Source organism: Brasilonema angustatum (assembly GCF_059505445.1).
The window spans coordinates 24,182-43,140 of the sequence record NZ_JCACKO010000102.1; the positions used below are offsets into that span (position 1 = coordinate 24,182).

General features: G+C 43.9%; 14 protein-coding genes and 1 pseudogene. 11 read left to right on the forward strand and 4 right to left on the reverse strand.

The features are described from left to right. Positions 1-24 precede the first annotated feature (24 nt). The 3 genes and pseudogenes from AC5JM2_RS16975 to AC5JM2_RS16985 form a co-directional block, all read left to right on the forward strand. Entirely contained in the window at positions 25-657 is a 633-nt protein-coding gene (locus AC5JM2_RS16975; RefSeq protein WP_495836033.1) for an L-threonylcarbamoyladenylate synthase, read from the forward strand. A 613-nt stretch (positions 658-1,270) separates the two neighbouring features. Then, positions 1,271-2,857 (forward strand): alkaline phosphatase D family protein, encoded by a 1,587-nt coding sequence (locus AC5JM2_RS16980; RefSeq protein WP_495836034.1) that lies wholly within the window; start codon positions 1,271-1,273, stop codon positions 2,855-2,857. 33 nt (positions 2,858-2,890) lie between these two features. Further along, positions 2,891-3,028: pseudogene (locus AC5JM2_RS16985) on the forward strand (GMC oxidoreductase); the annotation flags it as partial. Positions 3,029-3,184: 156 nt separating this feature from the next. Here AC5JM2_RS16985 and AC5JM2_RS16990 read toward each other — a convergent pair. After that, entirely contained in the window at positions 3,185-3,859 is a 675-nt protein-coding gene (locus AC5JM2_RS16990; protein WP_495836035.1) for a (2Fe-2S) ferredoxin domain-containing protein, read from the reverse strand. Positions 3,860-3,902: 43 nt separating this feature from the next. Next, positions 3,903-4,151 carry an Asr1405/Asl0597 family protein gene (locus tag AC5JM2_RS16995; RefSeq protein WP_495836036.1) on the reverse strand — a complete coding sequence of 83 codons (249 nt, stop codon included), beginning with the start codon at positions 4,149-4,151 and terminating at the stop codon, positions 3,903-3,905. A 501-nt stretch (positions 4,152-4,652) separates the two neighbouring features. Here AC5JM2_RS16995 and dpsA point away from each other — a divergent pair. The 6 genes from dpsA to mutT all read left to right on the forward strand — a co-directional run bounded on the left by dpsA (position 4,653) and on the right by mutT (position 13,818). Then, on the forward strand, positions 4,653-5,207 hold the full coding sequence (gene dpsA, locus AC5JM2_RS17000) for a DNA starvation/stress protection protein DpsA (protein WP_495836037.1): 555 nt from the start codon (positions 4,653-4,655) through the stop codon (positions 5,205-5,207). Positions 5,208-5,726: 519 nt separating this feature from the next. Continuing rightward, positions 5,727-8,972, forward strand: a complete 3,246-nt coding sequence (gene carB / locus AC5JM2_RS17005; protein ID WP_495836038.1) for a carbamoyl-phosphate synthase large subunit — start codon at positions 5,727-5,729, stop codon at positions 8,970-8,972. A 243-nt stretch (positions 8,973-9,215) separates the two neighbouring features. Next, a complete protein-coding gene (locus AC5JM2_RS17010) occupies positions 9,216-10,424 on the forward strand; it encodes a sulfate ABC transporter substrate-binding protein (RefSeq protein WP_495836039.1) in 1,209 nt (402 codons plus the stop codon). Positions 10,425-11,651: 1,227 nt separating this feature from the next. Continuing rightward, positions 11,652-12,608: an RNA polymerase sigma factor, RpoD/SigA family gene (locus AC5JM2_RS17015; RefSeq protein WP_495836040.1), complete on the forward strand. Its 957-nt coding sequence runs from the start codon at positions 11,652-11,654 to the stop codon at positions 12,606-12,608. A gap of 254 nt (positions 12,609-12,862) precedes the next feature. After that, positions 12,863-13,213, forward strand: coding sequence for a DUF760 domain-containing protein (locus AC5JM2_RS17020; protein WP_495836041.1), 351 nt, complete (start codon positions 12,863-12,865; stop codon positions 13,211-13,213). A gap of 185 nt (positions 13,214-13,398) precedes the next feature. Beyond that, positions 13,399-13,818 (forward strand): 8-oxo-dGTP diphosphatase MutT, encoded by a 420-nt coding sequence (mutT, locus tag AC5JM2_RS17025; protein ID WP_495836042.1) that lies wholly within the window; start codon positions 13,399-13,401, stop codon positions 13,816-13,818. 7 nt (positions 13,819-13,825) lie between these two features. Here mutT and AC5JM2_RS17030 read toward each other — a convergent pair whose 3' ends face one another. Further along, entirely contained in the window at positions 13,826-15,028 is a 1,203-nt protein-coding gene (locus AC5JM2_RS17030) for a histidine kinase (RefSeq protein WP_495836043.1), read from the reverse strand. Between the two features lie 276 nt (positions 15,029-15,304). Here AC5JM2_RS17030 and AC5JM2_RS17035 point away from each other — a divergent pair, with 276 nt between their 5' ends. Further along, on the forward strand, positions 15,305-15,481 hold the full coding sequence (locus AC5JM2_RS17035; protein ID WP_495836044.1) for a hypothetical protein: 177 nt from the start codon (positions 15,305-15,307) through the stop codon (positions 15,479-15,481). A 502-nt stretch (positions 15,482-15,983) separates the two neighbouring features. Continuing rightward, positions 15,984-17,396: an S-layer homology domain-containing protein gene (locus tag AC5JM2_RS17040; protein WP_495836045.1), complete on the forward strand. Its 1,413-nt coding sequence runs from the start codon at positions 15,984-15,986 to the stop codon at positions 17,394-17,396. Between the two features lie 61 nt (positions 17,397-17,457). Here AC5JM2_RS17040 and AC5JM2_RS17045 read toward each other — a convergent pair whose 3' ends face one another. Further along, a complete protein-coding gene (locus AC5JM2_RS17045) occupies positions 17,458-18,636 on the reverse strand; it encodes a cation:proton antiporter (RefSeq protein ID WP_495836046.1) in 1,179 nt (392 codons plus the stop codon). Between the last annotated feature and the right edge of the window lie 323 nt (positions 18,637-18,959).

Below are 18,959 nucleotides of genomic sequence, written 5' to 3' on the forward strand. Positions count from 1 at the left end.
AGTTCGCAATTCTGAGTTCTGTTCATGCAAGTTTCCCTAGACACCCTTATCTTAGGCGCACGTGCTGGTAAATTAGTCAGCTTTCCTACAGATACTGTTCCGGCATTGGCAGCTTTATCAGAACAAGGAGAGTTAATTTACGCAGCTAAGCAGCGCAGTCGAGATAAACCCTTAATCTTAATGGCAGCGACTGCTGAAGAAATCTGGTCTTTCACCACGGGTAGTGACGAAGAGTATGAAATTTGGCACAGAGTTGCCAAGAAATATTGGCCAGGAACACTGACTTTGGTGTTGCCTGCCTCCGAACTAGTACCACAAGAAATAATTTCTATTTCTGATGGAGATTCAGCCTCTCAAAAGGATAAGCTTACTCCTGACAGGACAATTGGAATTCGAGTGCCTAATTGTAGAATTGCCCAGACTATCTTGGCACAAACAGGTCCTCTTGTAACCACCAGCGCCAATTTATCAGGTCAACCTCCTTTACAAACAATGGGAGAAATTTCGGCACAGTTTCCTGATGTCTTGACTTTGGCGGCGACAGAATTAAAAGACGAGGTACACGGAGATGGTGTTCCTTCGACTGTTGTGAAATGGACTGGAAACAATTGGCAAGTTTTACGACAAGGTGCAACGAAAATAGATATCTTTAGATAACTAGGGGTGTAGGGGAATAGGGGTATAAGGGTGTAGGGGACTCCACCCATTAGAGATGGAGTTTGAAACAAGGACACCGTGTTTTTAAGCCCTTCGGGCACGCTCCGCGAACGCGCCAAACGCCGTCTTAAAACACATTTTTTTTCTCTTCCCCTTAAAAGGGGAGGCTTCTAACCAATATTCGGGACGGGTTTCCCCTACACCCCTACACCCCTACACCCTTACTTCCGTCCCGATAGCGTAGCGTGCCGTTAGGCATAGGGACTCGGTGATTTTCAAAAAACCAATTACCAAAGAACCCCTACACCCTGAATTTTGCTCAATCAAACAGCCTTAACTGTTCCTTTGCTAGGAATTAATGTCTGAGTGGTAAATTGAACTCGGGCTTTGCAACAGTTGATACCTTGAAGCAGCAGGAAAATTTGATCGTCTGGTGTTCTTTGAATTAACGTGAGTTCGACGGGTTGATTTAGGCACAAAAAAAGGCGCTCGCTGTAAAAGAGTGTGATATCGACGATTGACATACTGGTTTAGTGGTTTGTTAATTCTTACCCTGGATGCCTTGGATCATCTGTTCCTCTGCCTTGATTTGTGAGTTACTCAGGGGAAAAAGATGTTAGATTACCAGAATTTTGAGCGATTTTTGTGCAGCCGTATCAAGCGACGGAACTTAATTATTGGGGCTGGGGTATTGACTGGTTTGGCGATCGCTAACCAATTCAATCAACGAGCGATCGCCCAAGTCCCATTTTCCAGTTATCCCTTCACGCTTGGTGTGGCGTCGGGTGATCCTTATCCAAATAGCGTGGTACTGTGGACTCGTCTGGCTCCCAATCCTTTACAAGGGGGTGGAATGCCATCTGTGAATGTGCCAATTCGTTGGGAAGTGGCAACTGATCCCAACATGAGAAATGTAGTAGCAAAAGGCACTGAAATTGCCATCCCAGAATTAGCTCACTCAGTGAGAGTGGTTGTAAATAAACTCAAACCAAATACATGGTATTGGTATCGATTCATCTCCGGTACGGAAGAAAGCCCAATTGGTCGCACTCGTACCGCTCCTCAGCCAGGTAGCGACCTAAGTAAATTTGCCTTTGCATTTGTTTCCTGTCAGCACTACGAGCAAGGGTACTACACAGCATACAAATATTTGGCGCAGGAAGACTTAAGCTTGGTGGTGCATGTTGGCGACTACATCTACGAGGGAGGAATTACAGCAAATCGTCCTAGACAACACAATAGTCCTGAAATTGTGACTCTGGAAGATTATCGCAATCGTCACGCCCTTTACAAAACCGATTCAAATCTGCAAGCAACTCATGCAGCATTTCCCTGGATTGTCACTTGGGATGACCACGAGGTGGAAAACAACTACGCCAATGCCACTTCAGAAATCGATGATGAACCGGATCAAGACCCTCAAATCTTCCTACAACGTCGGGCAGCTGCTTATCAAGCTTACTACGAGCATATGCCGTTACGACCCTTGTCAAAGCCAGAAGGACCAGATATGCAACTTTTCCGTCGGCTTTCCTTCGGCAATTTGGCGACCTTCCATGTACTAGATACCCGTCAATATCGCACAGATCAGCCTTGTGGAGATGGTACTAAAGAACGTTGTCCAGAAAATTTTGATCCCAATGCAACGATTACTGGTAAACGTCAAGAAAATTGGCTATACCAAGGTTTAGATCGCTCTACGGCTCGTTGGAATATCCTGGCACAGCAAGTTGTTGTTGCTCAGATAGATATGAAAGCAGGAGAAGGCGCAACTTTCAGCATGGATAAGTGGGATGGATATTTGGCTTCGCGCGATCGCCTAATGAGTTTTCTAGAACAACGCAAACCATTTAATCCAGTCGTCTTGTCAGGCGATATCCATTCCAACTGGGCAATGGATCTCAAAGCTGACTTTAATAAACCAGAATCCGCTACCGTTGGCAGTGAATTTGTTTGTACCTCAATTACTTCCGGTGGAGATGGGGCAGACTCAAGTCCTACAGTTGAAGCGTATTTGCCAGACAACCCCCACATTAAATTTTACAACGGTCAACGAGGATATGTCCGTTGTGTGGTGACTCCCGAAACCTGGCAGTCAGATTTTCTAGTCTTATCAAACGTGACAACCCAATCTGGCACTATCAGTAACCGTGCTTCATTTGTCGTTGAAAACGGTCGTCCTGGAATACAGAAAATCTAGAAGAATTGCTGCTTTTCGTTGAAAAGAGCCCAGCAGGTTCACGGCGATCGTAACTTATTTGTTATTGATGGTTCGCTCATCCCAGGCTCGACAGCCTGCACTAACCCCTCGCTCACTATCGCGGCTTTAGCGGAACTGAGCATGGATCACTTTCTCAACCGGAAAAGTTGAACGCAAATAAACTCAAAAGATCAGTGATCAGTTGTTTGATAACTGATCACTCCAAAAAATTTGCAAAAATAACGAGTCAAAATTTGAACAAAAACAGTAATAAAATTCTTAGTAGATCTTCCCATTAAAAAATAGTGACACAAGTGCTATTACACCTCAGTCTTCTATAGACGTAGTGACTTCACTTCCCTTATCCTGCTTGGCATTATTACTGTTAACAGCAAAATGTTTATCCATAAGTCCAGGAACTTGTGCAGCTTTTATCCGGCTGTAGCGAGTTTTATCAGGCATCACCAAGTTTGGTCCTGCTTTGCAGTCTTTCATGCAGCCAGTTCCTTTTATTGTGACTTCTGATTCCAAACCACGAGCACTCAAAGCCGCTTCCAAAGCTTGACAAACCTCTTTGCCACCGCGTTTGATGCAATCAGACTTTTGACAGATTAATATAGTAGCTTTTTTGGGCTTGGCGTTATTAATGGCTGGGGTGATCGGGTGATTGGGTGATGCGGTGACTGCTTTGTCAGCATCTGCCAATCTCCCAATCTCCTTATCTTTATCAAGAATACGAGCCGCCATCACTTGCTGTGCTTTTAATTTCACTTCTCCCGTTTTCAAGTCAAACTTTTTCTCGCCTGTAACTTGCAACCGTGTACCTGGTGGTAACCGTAAGTCAAAAGCGGCGCGTAAATGTTTAGCCAGTTTGATGTAGCATTCCCCTTCAGCAGTTTCCAGTCGTAAGCCTTTGAGCTTATAACCATCTTTGATGACGAAATCGAGAAACTTTCCCTCAAGGCAGAATTCTGAAACGTCGGTTTTGTAGGATTTACTCATTTTTTTGACCAATTATTAACTTGTGTTGTGGCAACACTAAGCATTAACTGCGATATTGCCAACATTTCTTGAGATTCCTAATCGAGTCTTTGCGGCAAATTGTAAATTGCTGCACAACACTCCAAAGTTGTATGGCTGCTGTAGGATTGCTAATTTCAACTGTTAACGGCTGGTTCGTCTGACACCAACAAGGAATGTCTAGTTCCTGTAAGCGTTGATATATTTGCCACCTGTCTGCCCAGTTTAGCTCAACAGTGTATTTTACTTGCGGTTTAACAATTGACGGTTTCAAAACAATCCCCCTAAAAGTGCAATCGCTTTGCAGTAAGTGTGCCCTTTGACTCCCATGATTTTTTCTTCAATCGGAACTGAGCACAACTCATCATTAATTAGGGTTCGGAAATCAAATGTATGAAACAGGGAAATTAATTATCTTTTAACCCAATTCCGAACCCATTTTATGGTGACGTGTGTTTAGCCTCTTACATAAGAATAACCTAAGTGCAAAGTTTTCTCAGTAATTTTGGAAAAAAAATTAGAGTAATAAAGATTTTTAAACTATATTATGTTCAAATTTTATACATACACATTTACAAAATAGTGTCAATACTGTTTATAACATTTTGCAATATTTGTGTGAAAATCTCTCAAAAGGAATGAAAGTTATCGCTTTTTTTTCACAAAAAGGTCAAAAAATCGTGATATAGATCGAGCTTGTTATCATTTTTTCGATGTTAAGATGTAGAGACTAAGAAGTTAGCAACTATATCTACCAGAAGCTAGGAGAAGCACAATGTCTGAAACGCAAACTTTGTTACGAAATTTTGGTCAAGTATATGACAACCCTATCCTTTTGGACAAAAGTGTAACCGAGCCAGTCTGTGAAGGATTTAATGTTGTATTAGCTAGTTTCCAGGCACTTTACTTACAGTACCAAAAGCATCATTTTGTTGTTGAAGGTGCAGAATTCTACTCTCTGCATGAGTTTTTTAACGAAGGTTATAACGAAGTTCAAGAACACATCCATGACATTGGAGAACGTCTGGATGGATTGGGTGGAGTACCCGTTGCTAACTTACGTAAATTGGTAGAATTATCTGTTGTTGAGCAAGAACCTGATGGTGTCTACTCTTCCCGTCAAATGGTAGAAAATGACCTGAAGGCAGAACAGACAATTCTTGGCGTTATTCGTCGCCAAGCCGCACAGGCAGAGAGTTTGGGTGATCGTGCTACTCGCTATTTATACGAAAAAATCCTGTTAAAAACAGAAGAAAGAGCTTACCACTTGGGTCACTTCCTTGCCAAGGATAGTTTAACTTTGGGATTTGTTCAACCTGCTTCAAACTAACAGACTCGACTCATACTCTCAGAAATAGAGAGTAGTTTAACTAGACTAGAAAAAAGCTGTAAGCACTGATTCTTAAGAAACTATAAGAAATGGCAGAGAGAAGGATTGTTTATCTCTCTGCCATTTTTCATGTAAGTCAGTCAACAAAAAAATATAATCTTTAATCTTTAGGATTGTTAGAAAAAATAGTTAGTAATTATTTTTCTTAAAAAAATCTGAAGATGTTTGTAAAAATTGATTACTTAATTGTTGAGAAAGATCTTTAATCTAAATGAAAAATAGTTGCAAACAATTTTGAAATACCTGATGATAAATAAATAAAATCAAACCTCTAAAGAAAGGGGAACAGAAAACACCGGACAGGGATAGAACCAAAATAAAAACCTGTAACCTGTAACCTGCCCTTTACCTCCTGGTCTATAAAAGAACTAACAAAAGTTGATAATAAACAAAGTAAGTCATGGGTGAAGACCCTTAAAATAATCAAGATTTATATTTTTTTACTCCAAACCAAGAACTATGCCCCGTCGTGACGATATCAGAAAGATTCTGCTACTCGGATCTGGTCCAATCGTTATTGGACAAGCCTGCGAGTTTGACTATTCTGGCACCCAAGCTTGTAAAGCGCTGCGAGAAGAAGGTTATGAAGTGGTGCTGGTCAACTCGAATCCTGCCACAATTATGACTGACCCGGAAACAGCTAATCGTACCTACATCGAACCGCTGATACCGGAACTGGTTGAAAAAGTCATCGCTAAAGAACGTCCAGACGCCCTACTACCGACGATGGGCGGGCAAACTGCCTTGAATATTGCCGTAAGTTTGGCGAAAAGTGGAGTGCTGGAGAAATACAATGTTGAGTTAATTGGCGCTAAACTACCAGCAATTGAGAAAGCCGAAGACAGGAAACTTTTTAACGAAGCGATGACAAAGATCGGAGTGAAGATGTGTCCTAGTGGGACAGCTTCATCTTTGGAAGACGCCAAGGCGATCGCCAAACAAATTGGCACCTATCCCCTGATCATCCGTCCGGCTTTCACAATGGGTGGTACCGGAGGCGGTATTGCTTACAACGAAGAAGAATTTGCAGAAATGGCGCAAGCAGGTATAGATGCGAGTCCCGTTTCACAAATTCTTATCGATCAATCTCTCCTCGGTTGGAAAGAATTTGAGTTAGAGGTGATGCGCGACTTAGCAGATAACGTTGTGATTATCTGTTCCATCGAAAACCTTGACCCGATGGGTATCCACACTGGAGACTCTATCACCGTTGCCCCAGCTCAAACCCTCACCGATAAAGAGTACCAACGGTTACGGGATATGGCAATTAAAATTATCCGCGAGATTGGCGTGGAAACTGGAGGTTCCAATATCCAGTTTGCCGTTAATCCCGTCGATGGAGATGTGATTGTCATTGAAATGAATCCCCGTGTTTCTCGTTCTTCAGCTTTGGCTTCCAAAGCGACAGGTTTCCCGATCGCCAAGATGGCGGCTAAGCTTGCCGTTGGCTACACGCTGGATGAGATTAAAAATGATATCACCAAAAAAACTCCAGCATCTTTTGAACCGACGATTGATTATGTAGTCACAAAAATTCCCCGCTTCGCTTTTGAAAAGTTCCCCGGTGCGGAAGAAGTGCTGACAACACAAATGAAGTCGGTAGGAGAAGCGATGGCGATTGGGCGAACTTTTAACGAGTCTTTCCAAAAGGCATTGCGTTCCCTGGAAACCGGACGTGCTGGATGGGGTTGTGACAAAAGAGAAAAATTACCCAGCGGTGACCAAATTCGCGCCCATCTGCGGACACCAAACCCTGACCGTATATTTGCTGTGCGTCATGCCATGCTACTGGGAATGACTGTTGAGGAAATCTACGAGTTAACGGGTATTGATCCGTGGTTCTTGGATAAGATGCAGGAACTGCTGGAGGTGGAGAAGTTTCTGAAGCGGACACCATTGCCGCAGTTGACAAAAGAGCGGATGTATGAAGTGAAACGCCAGGGATTTAGCGATCGCCAAATTGCCTACGCCACCAAAACCACCGAAGATGAAGTTCGGCAATATCGCAAACAACTGGATGTGATTCCAGTGTACAAAACGGTAGATACCTGTGCAGCGGAATTTGAGGCATTTACTCCTTATCACTATTCGACTTACGAAGAAGAAACAGAGGTTCTTCCAACCAGCAAACCCAAGGTGATGATTTTGGGAGGTGGTCCCAACCGCATTGGGCAAGGTATCGAGTTTGATTACTGTTGTTGTCACGCTGCTTTTGCTTTAAAAGACGCGGGGTATGAGACAATTATGGTTAACTCGAACCCTGAGACAGTTTCGACGGATTATGATACGAGCGATCGCCTGTACTTTGAGCCACTGACCAAAGAAGATGTCCTGAATATTATCGAAGCAGAAAACCCAGTTGGAATCATTGTTCAGTTTGGTGGGCAGACTCCGTTAAAACTGTCCGTTCCTCTCCAAAAAGCTCTCACCACCCATACCCAAATTTGGGGGACTCCTCCCGACTCCATCGACACAGCAGAAGACCGGGAGCGGTTTGAGAAAATTCTTCAAGAGTTGAATATTACTCAACCACCGAATGGTATCGCTCGTACCTACGAAGATGCTTTGGTTGTTGCTCAACGCATTGGTTATCCAGTGGTGGTGCGTCCTAGTTATGTGTTGGGGGGAAGGGCAATGGAAATTGTCTACTCCGATGCTGAACTAGAACGTTACATGACTTATGCCGTGCAGGTGGAACCAGAACACCCAATTCTGATTGATAAGTTTTTGGAAAATGCCATTGAGGTCGATGTGGATGCGATCGCCGACCACACCGGACGTGTCGTGATTGGTGGTATTATGGAACACATCGAACAAGCAGGAATTCACTCTGGGGATTCTGCCTGCACAATACCTTCGATTTCTCTACCACCAATCGTTTTAGAAAAAATTCGTAGTTGGACTGTGCAGTTGGCAAGGGCACTCAATGTTGTCGGGTTGATGAATATTCAGTTTGCTGTTGTTGGCACGCAAGGTTATTCACCCCAGGTTTACATTCTAGAAGCCAACCCTCGTGCTTCTCGCACAGTACCATTTGTGTCTAAAGCAACTGGTGTGCCACTGGCAAAACTCGCATCCTTAATTATGTCGGGTAAAACTTTGGAGGAGCTAAACTTTACCCAAGAAGTCATTCCAGACCACATTGCCGTTAAAGAAGCCGTCTTACCATTTAACAAATTTCCTGGTACTGATATCATCTTAGGGCCGGAGATGCGCTCTACTGGTGAGGTGATGGGTATTGACAACGATTTTGGACGCGCCTTTGCCAAAGCAGCATTGGGTGCTGGAGAGCGTTTTCCCTTAAGTGGTACAGTATTCTTCTCCATGAACGATCGCGATAAAACGGCTGCAGTTCCAGTTGTTCAGGAATTTATCAATTTGGGCTTTGCTGTGATGGCGACAGATGGTACACGTCGTGTTCTCCAAGAGCATGGTTTAGATGTAGAGTTGGTGCTGAAACTGCATGAAGGTCGTCCTCACGTGTTAGACGCAATTAAGAACCATAGAGTTCAATTGATTATCAACACGCCTTCTGGGGAAGAAGCGCAAAGTGATGGTAGACTGATTCGTCGCACAGCATTGGCTTACAAAATTCCCATCACTACCACAATTGCTGGAGCAAAAGCGATTGTCGCTGCTATCCGTTCTTTACAAAATACAACTTTAGATGTAAAAGTCATCCAAGAATATACAACTGTAAATTAATCGCACCTTTGGGCAGTCAGAGGAAAAGCGGTGAGCGAACAGAGCATTATTGAATGTTCAAACTCTTATCTGACGTTATTTTGACCCCATTTCATGAACTCCCCCGCCCTGATTTTCAAACAGGGCGGAGTGGCTCACTTAAAGAAAGATGAATACTCGGTAAAACCACTGCTTAACTCACCTATAATGCCGCTAAAATACGGTTTATCTAAAAATATTCCGTAATTAAGTCGGAGAATTTTAATGAGCAAGTGGCAATATACAAAAAAATCAGAGGCATACTCGATTGAGAAAATTCAGACTTACGTTGTTCAAGTCTGGCAAGGAATTAAACAGTGGAGCAATAGATCAATAAAAAGTTGGTCTAAAAGGCATTCTCTGCAAGGCTTTGTGTGCCTTTTTTTGGTAGGGATCAGCTTGAGCTTGGCGATCGCTGCTTATGCCGCAAGTAGTAGCGATACTTCAAGAGGGACTGATTCTGGAAAACATCCCAGCCTTGTTGCTCAGCAGAAAAATATTGAACTTAACCTCGTTTCCTTTTCTGTTACGAAAGCTGCCCACGACAAGATTATTCCCAGATTTGTAGAAAAGTGGAAAAAAGAGCATAACCAAAATATCACCTTTAAACAGAGTTATGGCGCTTCTAGCCCTCAAGCTCTTACAGTGATTCAAGGAGGAATAGAAGCTGATGTGGTACATTTATCCCTCGCTCCAGATATTCAAAAGATTGAGACAGCAGGATTGATTCAACCAGGTTGGGAAAAAGAATTTTCTAACAACAGTATCGTCAGCAAGTCTGTAGCTGCAATTGTGACTCGTAAAGGCAATCCCAAAGGGATCAAAACATGGGTAGACTTAGCAAAAAATGGAGTCAGTGTGATTACGCCGAACCCGATAACATCTGGTAGCGCACGCTGGAACTTCCTCGCATTATGGAATGCAGCAACCAAAGCCGGAGGTAATGAGTCTAAGGCAATAGAGTTTGTCACTAATGTCTATAAAAATGTTCCCATCTTGCCTGAAAGCGCCCGTGAGGCAACTGATGCTTTTTTCAAGGGGGGCAAAGGGGATGCTCTGATCAGTTACGAAAATGAAGTTTACCTGAAAGCTCTCAATGGTGAAAAACCTTTATACGTTGTTCCGGATGTCAATTTCTCGATTGATAACCCAGTTGCGATTGTCGATAAAAATGTGGACAAGCACGGCACCCGTGAAGTGGCAAAAGCGTTTATTCAATATTTGTACACCCCAGAAGCTCAACAAATATTTGCCCAAACTGGTTACCGACCAATTGATCCGGGTGTAGCGCAAGCAAAAGAGTTCGTTGATAAATACCCTCAGGTCAAAACTTTGGCAACAACTAATGATTATGGCGGTTGGGCTGTTATTCAGAAAAAGTTTTTTAGTGACAACGCCATTTTTGCCAAGATTCTACGCAGTGTCAACAATTAGGGGTGTAAGGGGGTAAGGATTCCCCTACACACGCCCTATGGCGCTCCGCCACGCCTTACGGCTATCGGGGCCCGTCGCCTCTGTCGGGAAACCCCTATGGCGCTCCGCCACGCCTTACGGCTATCGGGGAGAACCTCCGGTTCCGCTAGCCCCTAAGGGGGCCGGAGCTAACGTGCTACGCTAGATGCCTGCGGAGGGAGATCCTCCCGCAGCCGGTTGTCGTCACCTCCAAAGAGCGCTGGTTTCACCAGATACCTCTGTCGGGAAACAAGGACTATGGCACAAAGTGCCACGCTGCGCGCACGGCAGTGGCTCCCCTACACCCTTACCCCCTTACACCCGCACCCGTTGCGGCGTTGACGGCTAACACCGTTTCACTTTAAGGTTGATACAAATAGGCAGCAGAGGAGCAGAGGAGCAGAGGAGCAGGGGAGAAAGAATTAGAGACTAATCATTTGTATCAAGGATTTCGTGAAATGGTATAACACCAGTCGCCTGGGTGTGGGAGGCAATGAAGGAACCTGTTGATTCGCAATCCTCGGATCAAACAAAGTAATATTTTTTTTAAACTTTATAAGTGGTTTGATTGAAGTGCTTCACAACAGGTTCAATGTCGCCCAATGTTATCGACGGCTTGCAGACTTTAACAAGTACATCTGTGACGTATTATTCTCCAGAATGAAGATGGACTTCAATGTTTTTTTTGATACTTAAATTTTCATGGCGAGCTTCATATAGTCGCCACTGCAAAAACGTCAACGTTAAATAAACGAGTCTACACAGCACAAAATGATTATAGTTATTGTTGATTTATTTTAAGAATTCTTAGAAAAGTTTCTTTTTCCATATAAAGTTATGAAATAGGTTTATTAAAAATCTCTAAAAGTAAATAAAGCTAAAATCACATCCAGCCGCTATAAAATGAGTGCCTGAGAGCTAGTCAAACATCCCTCATAAATGTTACAATTTTTAACAAAATAGCAATAAGAATAATGTTCAACTGGTTACCTTCTATCTAACCGTAGATACTTGAGAAAAGGGGAAAAAACCTGTAACTTCTAGCAATTAGGAATAAAATTTCCAGACCATTAGCCGCCCTTGTTTATGGAGCGCGAAAGTCGTGAAATACAGCATGGGTTCCCAGTCTAACTGGGTGGACATCCAAAAAAGGCATCTATCAGCCCGCTTACCGTTCTGTCAAACCCGTCGATACCGAAGAGTAGTGCTATGAAGACCGCTCAGACAGCCACAGACCTCGTGCGGACTTACCTGCGTGAGATTGGCCGTGTGCCACTTTTATCCCATGAAGAGGAAATACATTATGGCAAACAGGTGCAACGTGCAACGATTCTGCAGGAAGTAAGGGAGTCTCTTGCCATTCAGTTGAGTCGTCAACCGACTCTAGAAGAGTGGGCAAAAGCGACAGAGTTAGAGCCAAAAGAGTTGAATGAAGCAATTGCAGAGGGTGAAATAGCCAAGCGCAAGATGGTAGAAGCCAATTTGCGACTGGTTGTGTCTGTTGCTAAAAAGTACATCAAGCGTAACGTAGATTTACTCGACTTGATTCAGGAAGGTAGCATAGGGATGCAGCGGGGTGTAGAAAAGTTTGACCCGACCAAAGGATACAGGTTTTCAACCTATGCGTACTGGTGGATTCGTCAAGCTATTACTCGGGCGATCGCCGAAAAAGGTCGCACCATCCGCTTGCCTATCCACATAACAGAAAAATTAAATAAAATCAAGAAGGCACAGCGACAACTCTCTCAGAATCTAGGACGAGCTCCTACAGCTATTGAGTTAGCTCAAGAATTAGAATTGACTCCCAGACAAGTGCGAGAATATATGGAAAAAGCGCGTGTACCGCTATCTTTGGATTTGCGCTTGGGAGATAACTACGATACAGAACTAGGGGAAATGTTGGAGGATCCAGGAGTTTCTCCAGAAGAATTTGTTGCCCAATCTTCCCTATCATTTGATTTAGAGCGTCTGATGGGGGAACTGACTCCACAACAAAGGGAAGTTATATCTCTGCGCTTTGGTTTAAATGATGGGCAAGCACACACTCTGGCGAGTATCGGTCAACTCCTCAATATTAGCCGTGAACGAGTGCGGCAAATTGAGCGGGAAGCCTTAACTAAACTGCGTAAAATCAAAGCCGATATAAATGAATATCTAGCTAGCTAGTTAGTGATTTGTCATTTGTCATTGGTAAATGACAAATGACAAAAACACCTTCTGCTTGCCGTAAGGTACGACAAATAACAATCAGGTGAAACAATCCGTTGCTTTTGGTACGGTTACACCCACTTCTACATTGTAACCAAGCTGTTACATTAGTCCGTAGGAATACAAAAAAGCTAAAGTGTTGTCTTACAGACGAAAGATATTTACGGCGCAAGTCATATCGACCGCAGTTATAGTAGTCAAGGAGATATAACGTGAGTAACCCATCCAATCGAGTTTCAGAATCAGAATTTTTTAACAGTGAGTCAGAAACTGGTGATTTGCTGTGGCAGTATGTAAAATCATTAAGTCCTGAAACAGTGACCCAGCTATCTAAACCCACTTCGCCCGAAGTTTTTCAAGTCATGGAGCGTAATATTGTAGGGCTTTTGGGTAACCTACCTTCTGAAAACTTTGGTGTCAGTATCAGCACGAACAGAGAAAGTTTGGGTCGTCTTCTTGCTTCTGCCATGATCAGCGGTTATTTCCTGCGTAATGCTGAACAGAGAATGAACTTTGAAGTTGCACTGCAAGGTTCAGAAACTAACAATAGTGATGCTGGTTAGCGGTTTGTGCTGAAAAAAACGAAAAAATCTTGCAATCCATCATACAATACAGACTCGGCAAACATTAAGATAGCTTGCCGAGTTTTGTTATAATTTATACAGTGCTTTTCATCTGAATAGACAACACCTTACAGAAAACTACTGTAAGTTTTTTTCACATTTATGCCACTCTTTTAAAAACAAGCATGAGTGAAACTGCTGTTCTACCTCATAAAATCATTGGGGTTGCTGTCATTTGGAACGATCAAGGACAAATTCTCATTGATCGCCGTCGTTCGGAAGGTTTGATGGGTGGTTTGTGGGAATTTCCTGGAGGTAAAGTTGAAAGGAGTGAAAGTATCGAAGAGTGTATTAAACGGGAAATTTCTGAAGAACTCGCAATAGAAATTGAAGTGGGAGAGCATTTAATCACTATCGACCACACCTATACGCACTTGCGCGTAACCCTCATAGTACATCATTGCCGCTATGTGGCAGGTGTTCCTCAACCAATTGAATGTGAAGAAATTCGCTGGGTCAGTTTGGATGAGTTAGGGCAGTATACTTTTCCTGAGGCAAATACTCAAATTATTGCTGTTTTACAACCCGAAGTAGGAAAGTCTTAAATATTAGTCAATTTGGATACACTGGTAACGTAAAATGGAACCATGCTCCACCATGAGAGGCGGTTTCTACCCATATTTGACCGTAGTGGGCTAGGATAATGCGCTGGCATAAAGACAGACCAATGCCGTAGCCTTCTTTACCTTGATCACGCTCCAAGCGGTAGTGGTTTTCAAAGATGCGATCGCGGTTTTCTTCAGGTATACCAGGACCAGTATCGCCAATACTGAATTGAATTTTCTGGCTAGTACGGTGAAGTCCACAAACACTGATATCCCCACCTTCCTGTGTGTATTTGATAGCGTTATCCAGCAAGTTTATCAGCACCTGGCGTATGCGTTCTGGATCTGCATAAACATTGGGTAAGTCTTTGGGAATGTCTTTGTTTACTTTGTGAAATTTGGCGGTGTAGCGATCGCGCAATTCCTCTAGAACCTCAAGACAAAGTTTGCCGATGTCTACCTTTTGCGGTTGAATAAAAAATTCCCTGTCTTGACCACGACCTACCCGTAAAAGGTCAGTAATCATACGGTCTATTGTCTTTGTTTGGCTACGGGCTTGCTTGAACAAATGCAGCGTCATTTTTGGTGTCAGACGCTCAAATTCACCTTTTTCTATGTTGTAATTAGATTGTAAGGTGTCTATGGCGATAGAAGCTGCAGTTAGCGGATTGCGGAGGTCATGAGCTAACATAGCTATCACCCGGTCTTTAAACTGGATTTGCTGTTGGAGTTTCTCTGTTTCCTGTTTGAGGCGAAAGACTTCATCTGATAGTCTCATAAGTTCGGCTGAAACAGCAACAGAACCGATAGAGGACTTAGGTTCTTTGACACGACCGTTGTGATCGTGTTCGTGTAAATCACTCTCTAATTGTAAGTAGGCATCTATAGCGGCTTGCCACCGAGGCCACCAAGCTTTTAATTGACCAGTTATATTACTACCAGCCAAGATTTCTCTTGGCTCTGGATGAACTTTGATTAAAGCTGGCGTTGCTACCAGTTTAAAATGTTCCGCTAAATAGGGTTGTTGACCAACATCAACAATCTGAAGTTGAAAATTGTAGTCAGCTTCCAACTCTTTTAAGTAAGAGCGAATTCGCTGTACTTCTTGTTTGGACTTTGGTCGTCCATCGACAAAAAGTAACAGTTGTAGTGGAGCCTCAGAAGAAATAGGCTGATCCTGGGAAACTTGCATGTAATCGTGTTTCAGCACTGGTAACAAACCGACGACGCTTTACAGAAAGTAAAAATTGACTGGCGGTTGTCGATGGGATGGTCGTTGTGTTTTTTCTTTAATATCTATTTTAGATTTTTCAGACTCCTAACATATATAGGTTTTTGAAATGAGATCAATTGTTTTTAGCATTTTGGTTCTTTTGGAGATGGAAATTGCTCCTTTGAAAGAGACTTTCCACTGAAGCTAAGTTGCAATATTGGTGTTGATAAATCATTAGTCAAATTCAAATGAAAGTTTTTCTAGAGCGGCTGCTTGACGATCAAAAATTATTTCAAGCACCAGTACAACAGTCCGGAAGCTTCCTGTAATTCATTACCTTCTGCAAAAAGTTTCTTCCGGGGTAAACCAGTCGAGGTGCAACACGGGTTGCTGCACCAACAAAAGCTTAGGCAACTGATAGCCAAAGCCACAACACCATTCCCTTTGTGAAACGAAATCTCAAGACTTGAAGGAAACCGCAGAGGCGTTACACCACTTTATCTATAACCTCGACACTTAAGAACAGCGTTGCTTATGCCAACTCTCTTCAAAATCCAACACTGAAGTTTTCCAAGTGTTGCCATATTCAGCTTATATTTATTTAATAGAGACTATCCAAAATTGGCAGCATGTGAAAGTTTGTAAGCCGTCTAGGACGGACACTTTACCTTCATCGCCTTTTTAGGAGGCTGCCCTTTGCACTATCTTTATTCTGTTCTTGAGTGAGGTAAACAAAGGATTTACTTTCAGCTTAACACTAATGGTAGTTGATGATAACCACCTGATGTTGCTTGATAATAAAGTTCTCCAAGGTTTTCGGATGCCTGCAAGGTGACTCAGTGCCTGCAATTTTCAGAGATTTTTCGTTACAACTCTCATGAATCCTGAGTTGGTGCGTTCTTTCGATAGTCTTTTGCTAGTGTAGGAATTGACACTCGAATTGTAATTGCTTGTGGTGCGCTTTAAACATCCAGTTGTATTAGTGAGTTTGGCTGTTTTACTCACCTGTTTGACAGCTTGTGCCAACAGTCGATCTGCCAAAAACATTGAGCAGTCTTTGGCGGCTGACCCCAAACTAAAGAATAACCCAGCCACCTTTGGTGCTCAAGAGGTGCGCACTAGCCAACAACCACAAACCCCTCAGGCGACAGTTCAATTGCCAAGTGATTTTCCCAAACAGATCCCGTTGTATCCTAATGCCACCCTACAAGAGGTGACACCATTAAGCAATGAGAATCCCACTGTATCCAGTCGCTGGCTCAGTTCTGATCCCAGCAATTTTATTGTTAGCTATTATCGCCAACAGTTTCAGGCAAACAAGTGGCAGATTGTGCAAAAAGCTTCCACAGATGAGGCGAAAAGCTCTTTTGAAGCGCGCGGCAATGATATACAACTAAAAGTTTCCGTTCAACCGAAAACAGTTACCAACGCTGCACCCAATCAACCACAAACATCAACTGAAATAGACATTTCATACTCACCATTATCCACTCAAACACCACAAGCTAACCCAACTCCAACTCCTCAAGCTACTGACAATAGTGTGCAATCTGGTGAGTCGCAGTTGGTTAGTCCGGTGCCATCACAAGACTCGACAACACAACCAAGTGGTACGTTAGATAACAAAAACCCTACATCCACTCCCAGTTCTGGGTCCAAATCTCAAGAATTCAGCGATTTGAACAAAATACCTCAAGAATTCCGGCAATATATTCAAGATTTGGCAGCATTAGGAGTTTTCAATGTAGAATCAAATGCGCTTAAGGGCAATAGTACCACAACCAACCAGTTTGAACCAGGTAAAGTCGTGACTCATCGGCAATTTGCCCATTGGCTAGTTACTGCTAACAATGCGATGTATGCCAATAACCCAGCAAAGCAGATTCGTTTGGCATCAGAAAGCTCTCAACCAACATTTCGGGATGTGCCAAAAACTGACCCTGATTTTCGGGCAATTCAGGGATTAGCTGAGGCCGGATTAATTCCCAGTTCTCTATCTGGAGATTCTACAGCTGTATTGTTTCAACCTGATGCACCTTTAACACGCGAGCAGTTGATTCTTTGGAAAGTTCCCCTTGACACACGTCAAGCTTTACCCTCTGCTTCTTTAGAAGCAGTTAAGCAAACCTGGGGTTTTCAAGATGCTGGGAAAATTGACCCGAAAGCATTACGGGCAGTTCTGGCAGATTTCCAAAGTGGTGAAAAATCGAATATTCGTCGAGTCTTTGGTTATACAACCCTATTTCAGCCTAAGAAATCAGTCACGCGTGTTGAGGCTGCTGCTGTTTTATCGTATTTCGGTACTCAAAGCGAAGGAGTCTCAGCTCAGGAAGCTTTGAAGTTAGCAGGTTCGCCAAAGCAGTAGTTTTCTTCTGGAATGAGGTTAAGTATGGTCAGAGCTAACGCAGAAAGCCTATTCCAAGTGCCTATTCCAAAATTTCCGGTTCTTCAGGCGGTGAGTCAGCAAGCATGACTTTCAGCGCCGGAGGCGCGATAACCGATGTGAGCAATGACATAGCAATGATGATCGCGTAAGTCGTGCCGGAGAATACCTGTGCCTGTTTGCCCAGACTTGCCACGATGATACCAACCTCTCCACGCGGAACCATCCCCATCCCCACGATAAGGGCAGACTTCTTGCCGAGCGAGCGAGCGCCTAATCCACAGCCGACAAGTTTGCCTATGACTGCGAGCAGCGTCACCAGCAGGAGCGTTCCAAGTACGGACAGGCTTGCCAATTCTCTTAGGTTCACTTGCGCACCGGTGACAACAAAGAAAAACGGCACAAGGAATGCCATGAGCGGTTGAATCTGCTTTTCCAGAATATGACGCTGGCTGCTTTCCGCCACCACCATACCTGCCAGAAATGCGCCAATAATTGCGGCTAAGCCGATTTGGGAGGCGGATGCAGCCAACCCCAGGCAGAGCGCGAGGGAGAGGGTAAGCGGCGAGAGCGGATTAATGGGCGCATCGAGCAGGGAAGAATTTTTCTGCATGATCTTTGTGCCAACTAACGCAATAACGACCACGAAACCCACCGCCTGCACCAGAACTACGGCAAGTTTCGCCACGTCCACGCCGCCCCCGCCTTGCAGCGCCGTTACCGTGCTTAGCAAGAGCATCGCAAGAATGTCGTCAATCACCGCCGCGCCCAAAATAATACGGCTTTCGATCCGCCCCAACACCTTCATATCCTGCAATACCCGTGCCGTGATTCCGGCAGAGGTAGCGACAAACGCCGCCGCGAAGAACAGGGCTTTCGGTGTCGCAAACCCCGCAAACTTCGCCGAAGCCAAGCCCAAAAGAAACGGCACAATGACACCGAAAACACCAACTAGCCCCGCGACTTTCCCCACTTTGCGAAGATCGGCTACGCGGGTTTCCAAGCCCGCCGAAAACAGGAGCAACACCGCCCCGATCTCCGCTAGCACTTCCAGCGGCTCATTGAGATGCACCCAACCCAATGCAGAGGAACCAACGACGCAGCCCACCGCGATCTCGCCGACGACGGCGGGAAGTTTCAGGCGTCCGGCGATTTCCGCGCCGATTTGCGCGGCTACAAAGACAATAAACAGACTGAATAGAATCTCTGTCGTGTTGTGCATTGGAGTTACCTTTCGCGCAAGAAATGACCCGATACCTTCGTGTAGTTTACCAAAAGGTGATATAACGCAAGAGTTTGTATCCCGGCCTCAACAACCCCAAGCATGATGACCACAGACCCAACGCGAATATCAAACTTGCCAAATTTGTGCGAAAAGTAGGGCAGTGCAATTTCGCCTTGAAAGATGTTTCTGGCGAAAAACTAAAATCCTATAGGCTCAGATCTTGTACTTCTCTGTACAAAACCGTACAACACAAAATAATCCGCGACGCGATAAAGCTACATTATTTTTGTTAGCTTTTATCGCTAAATTATCGCTAAATC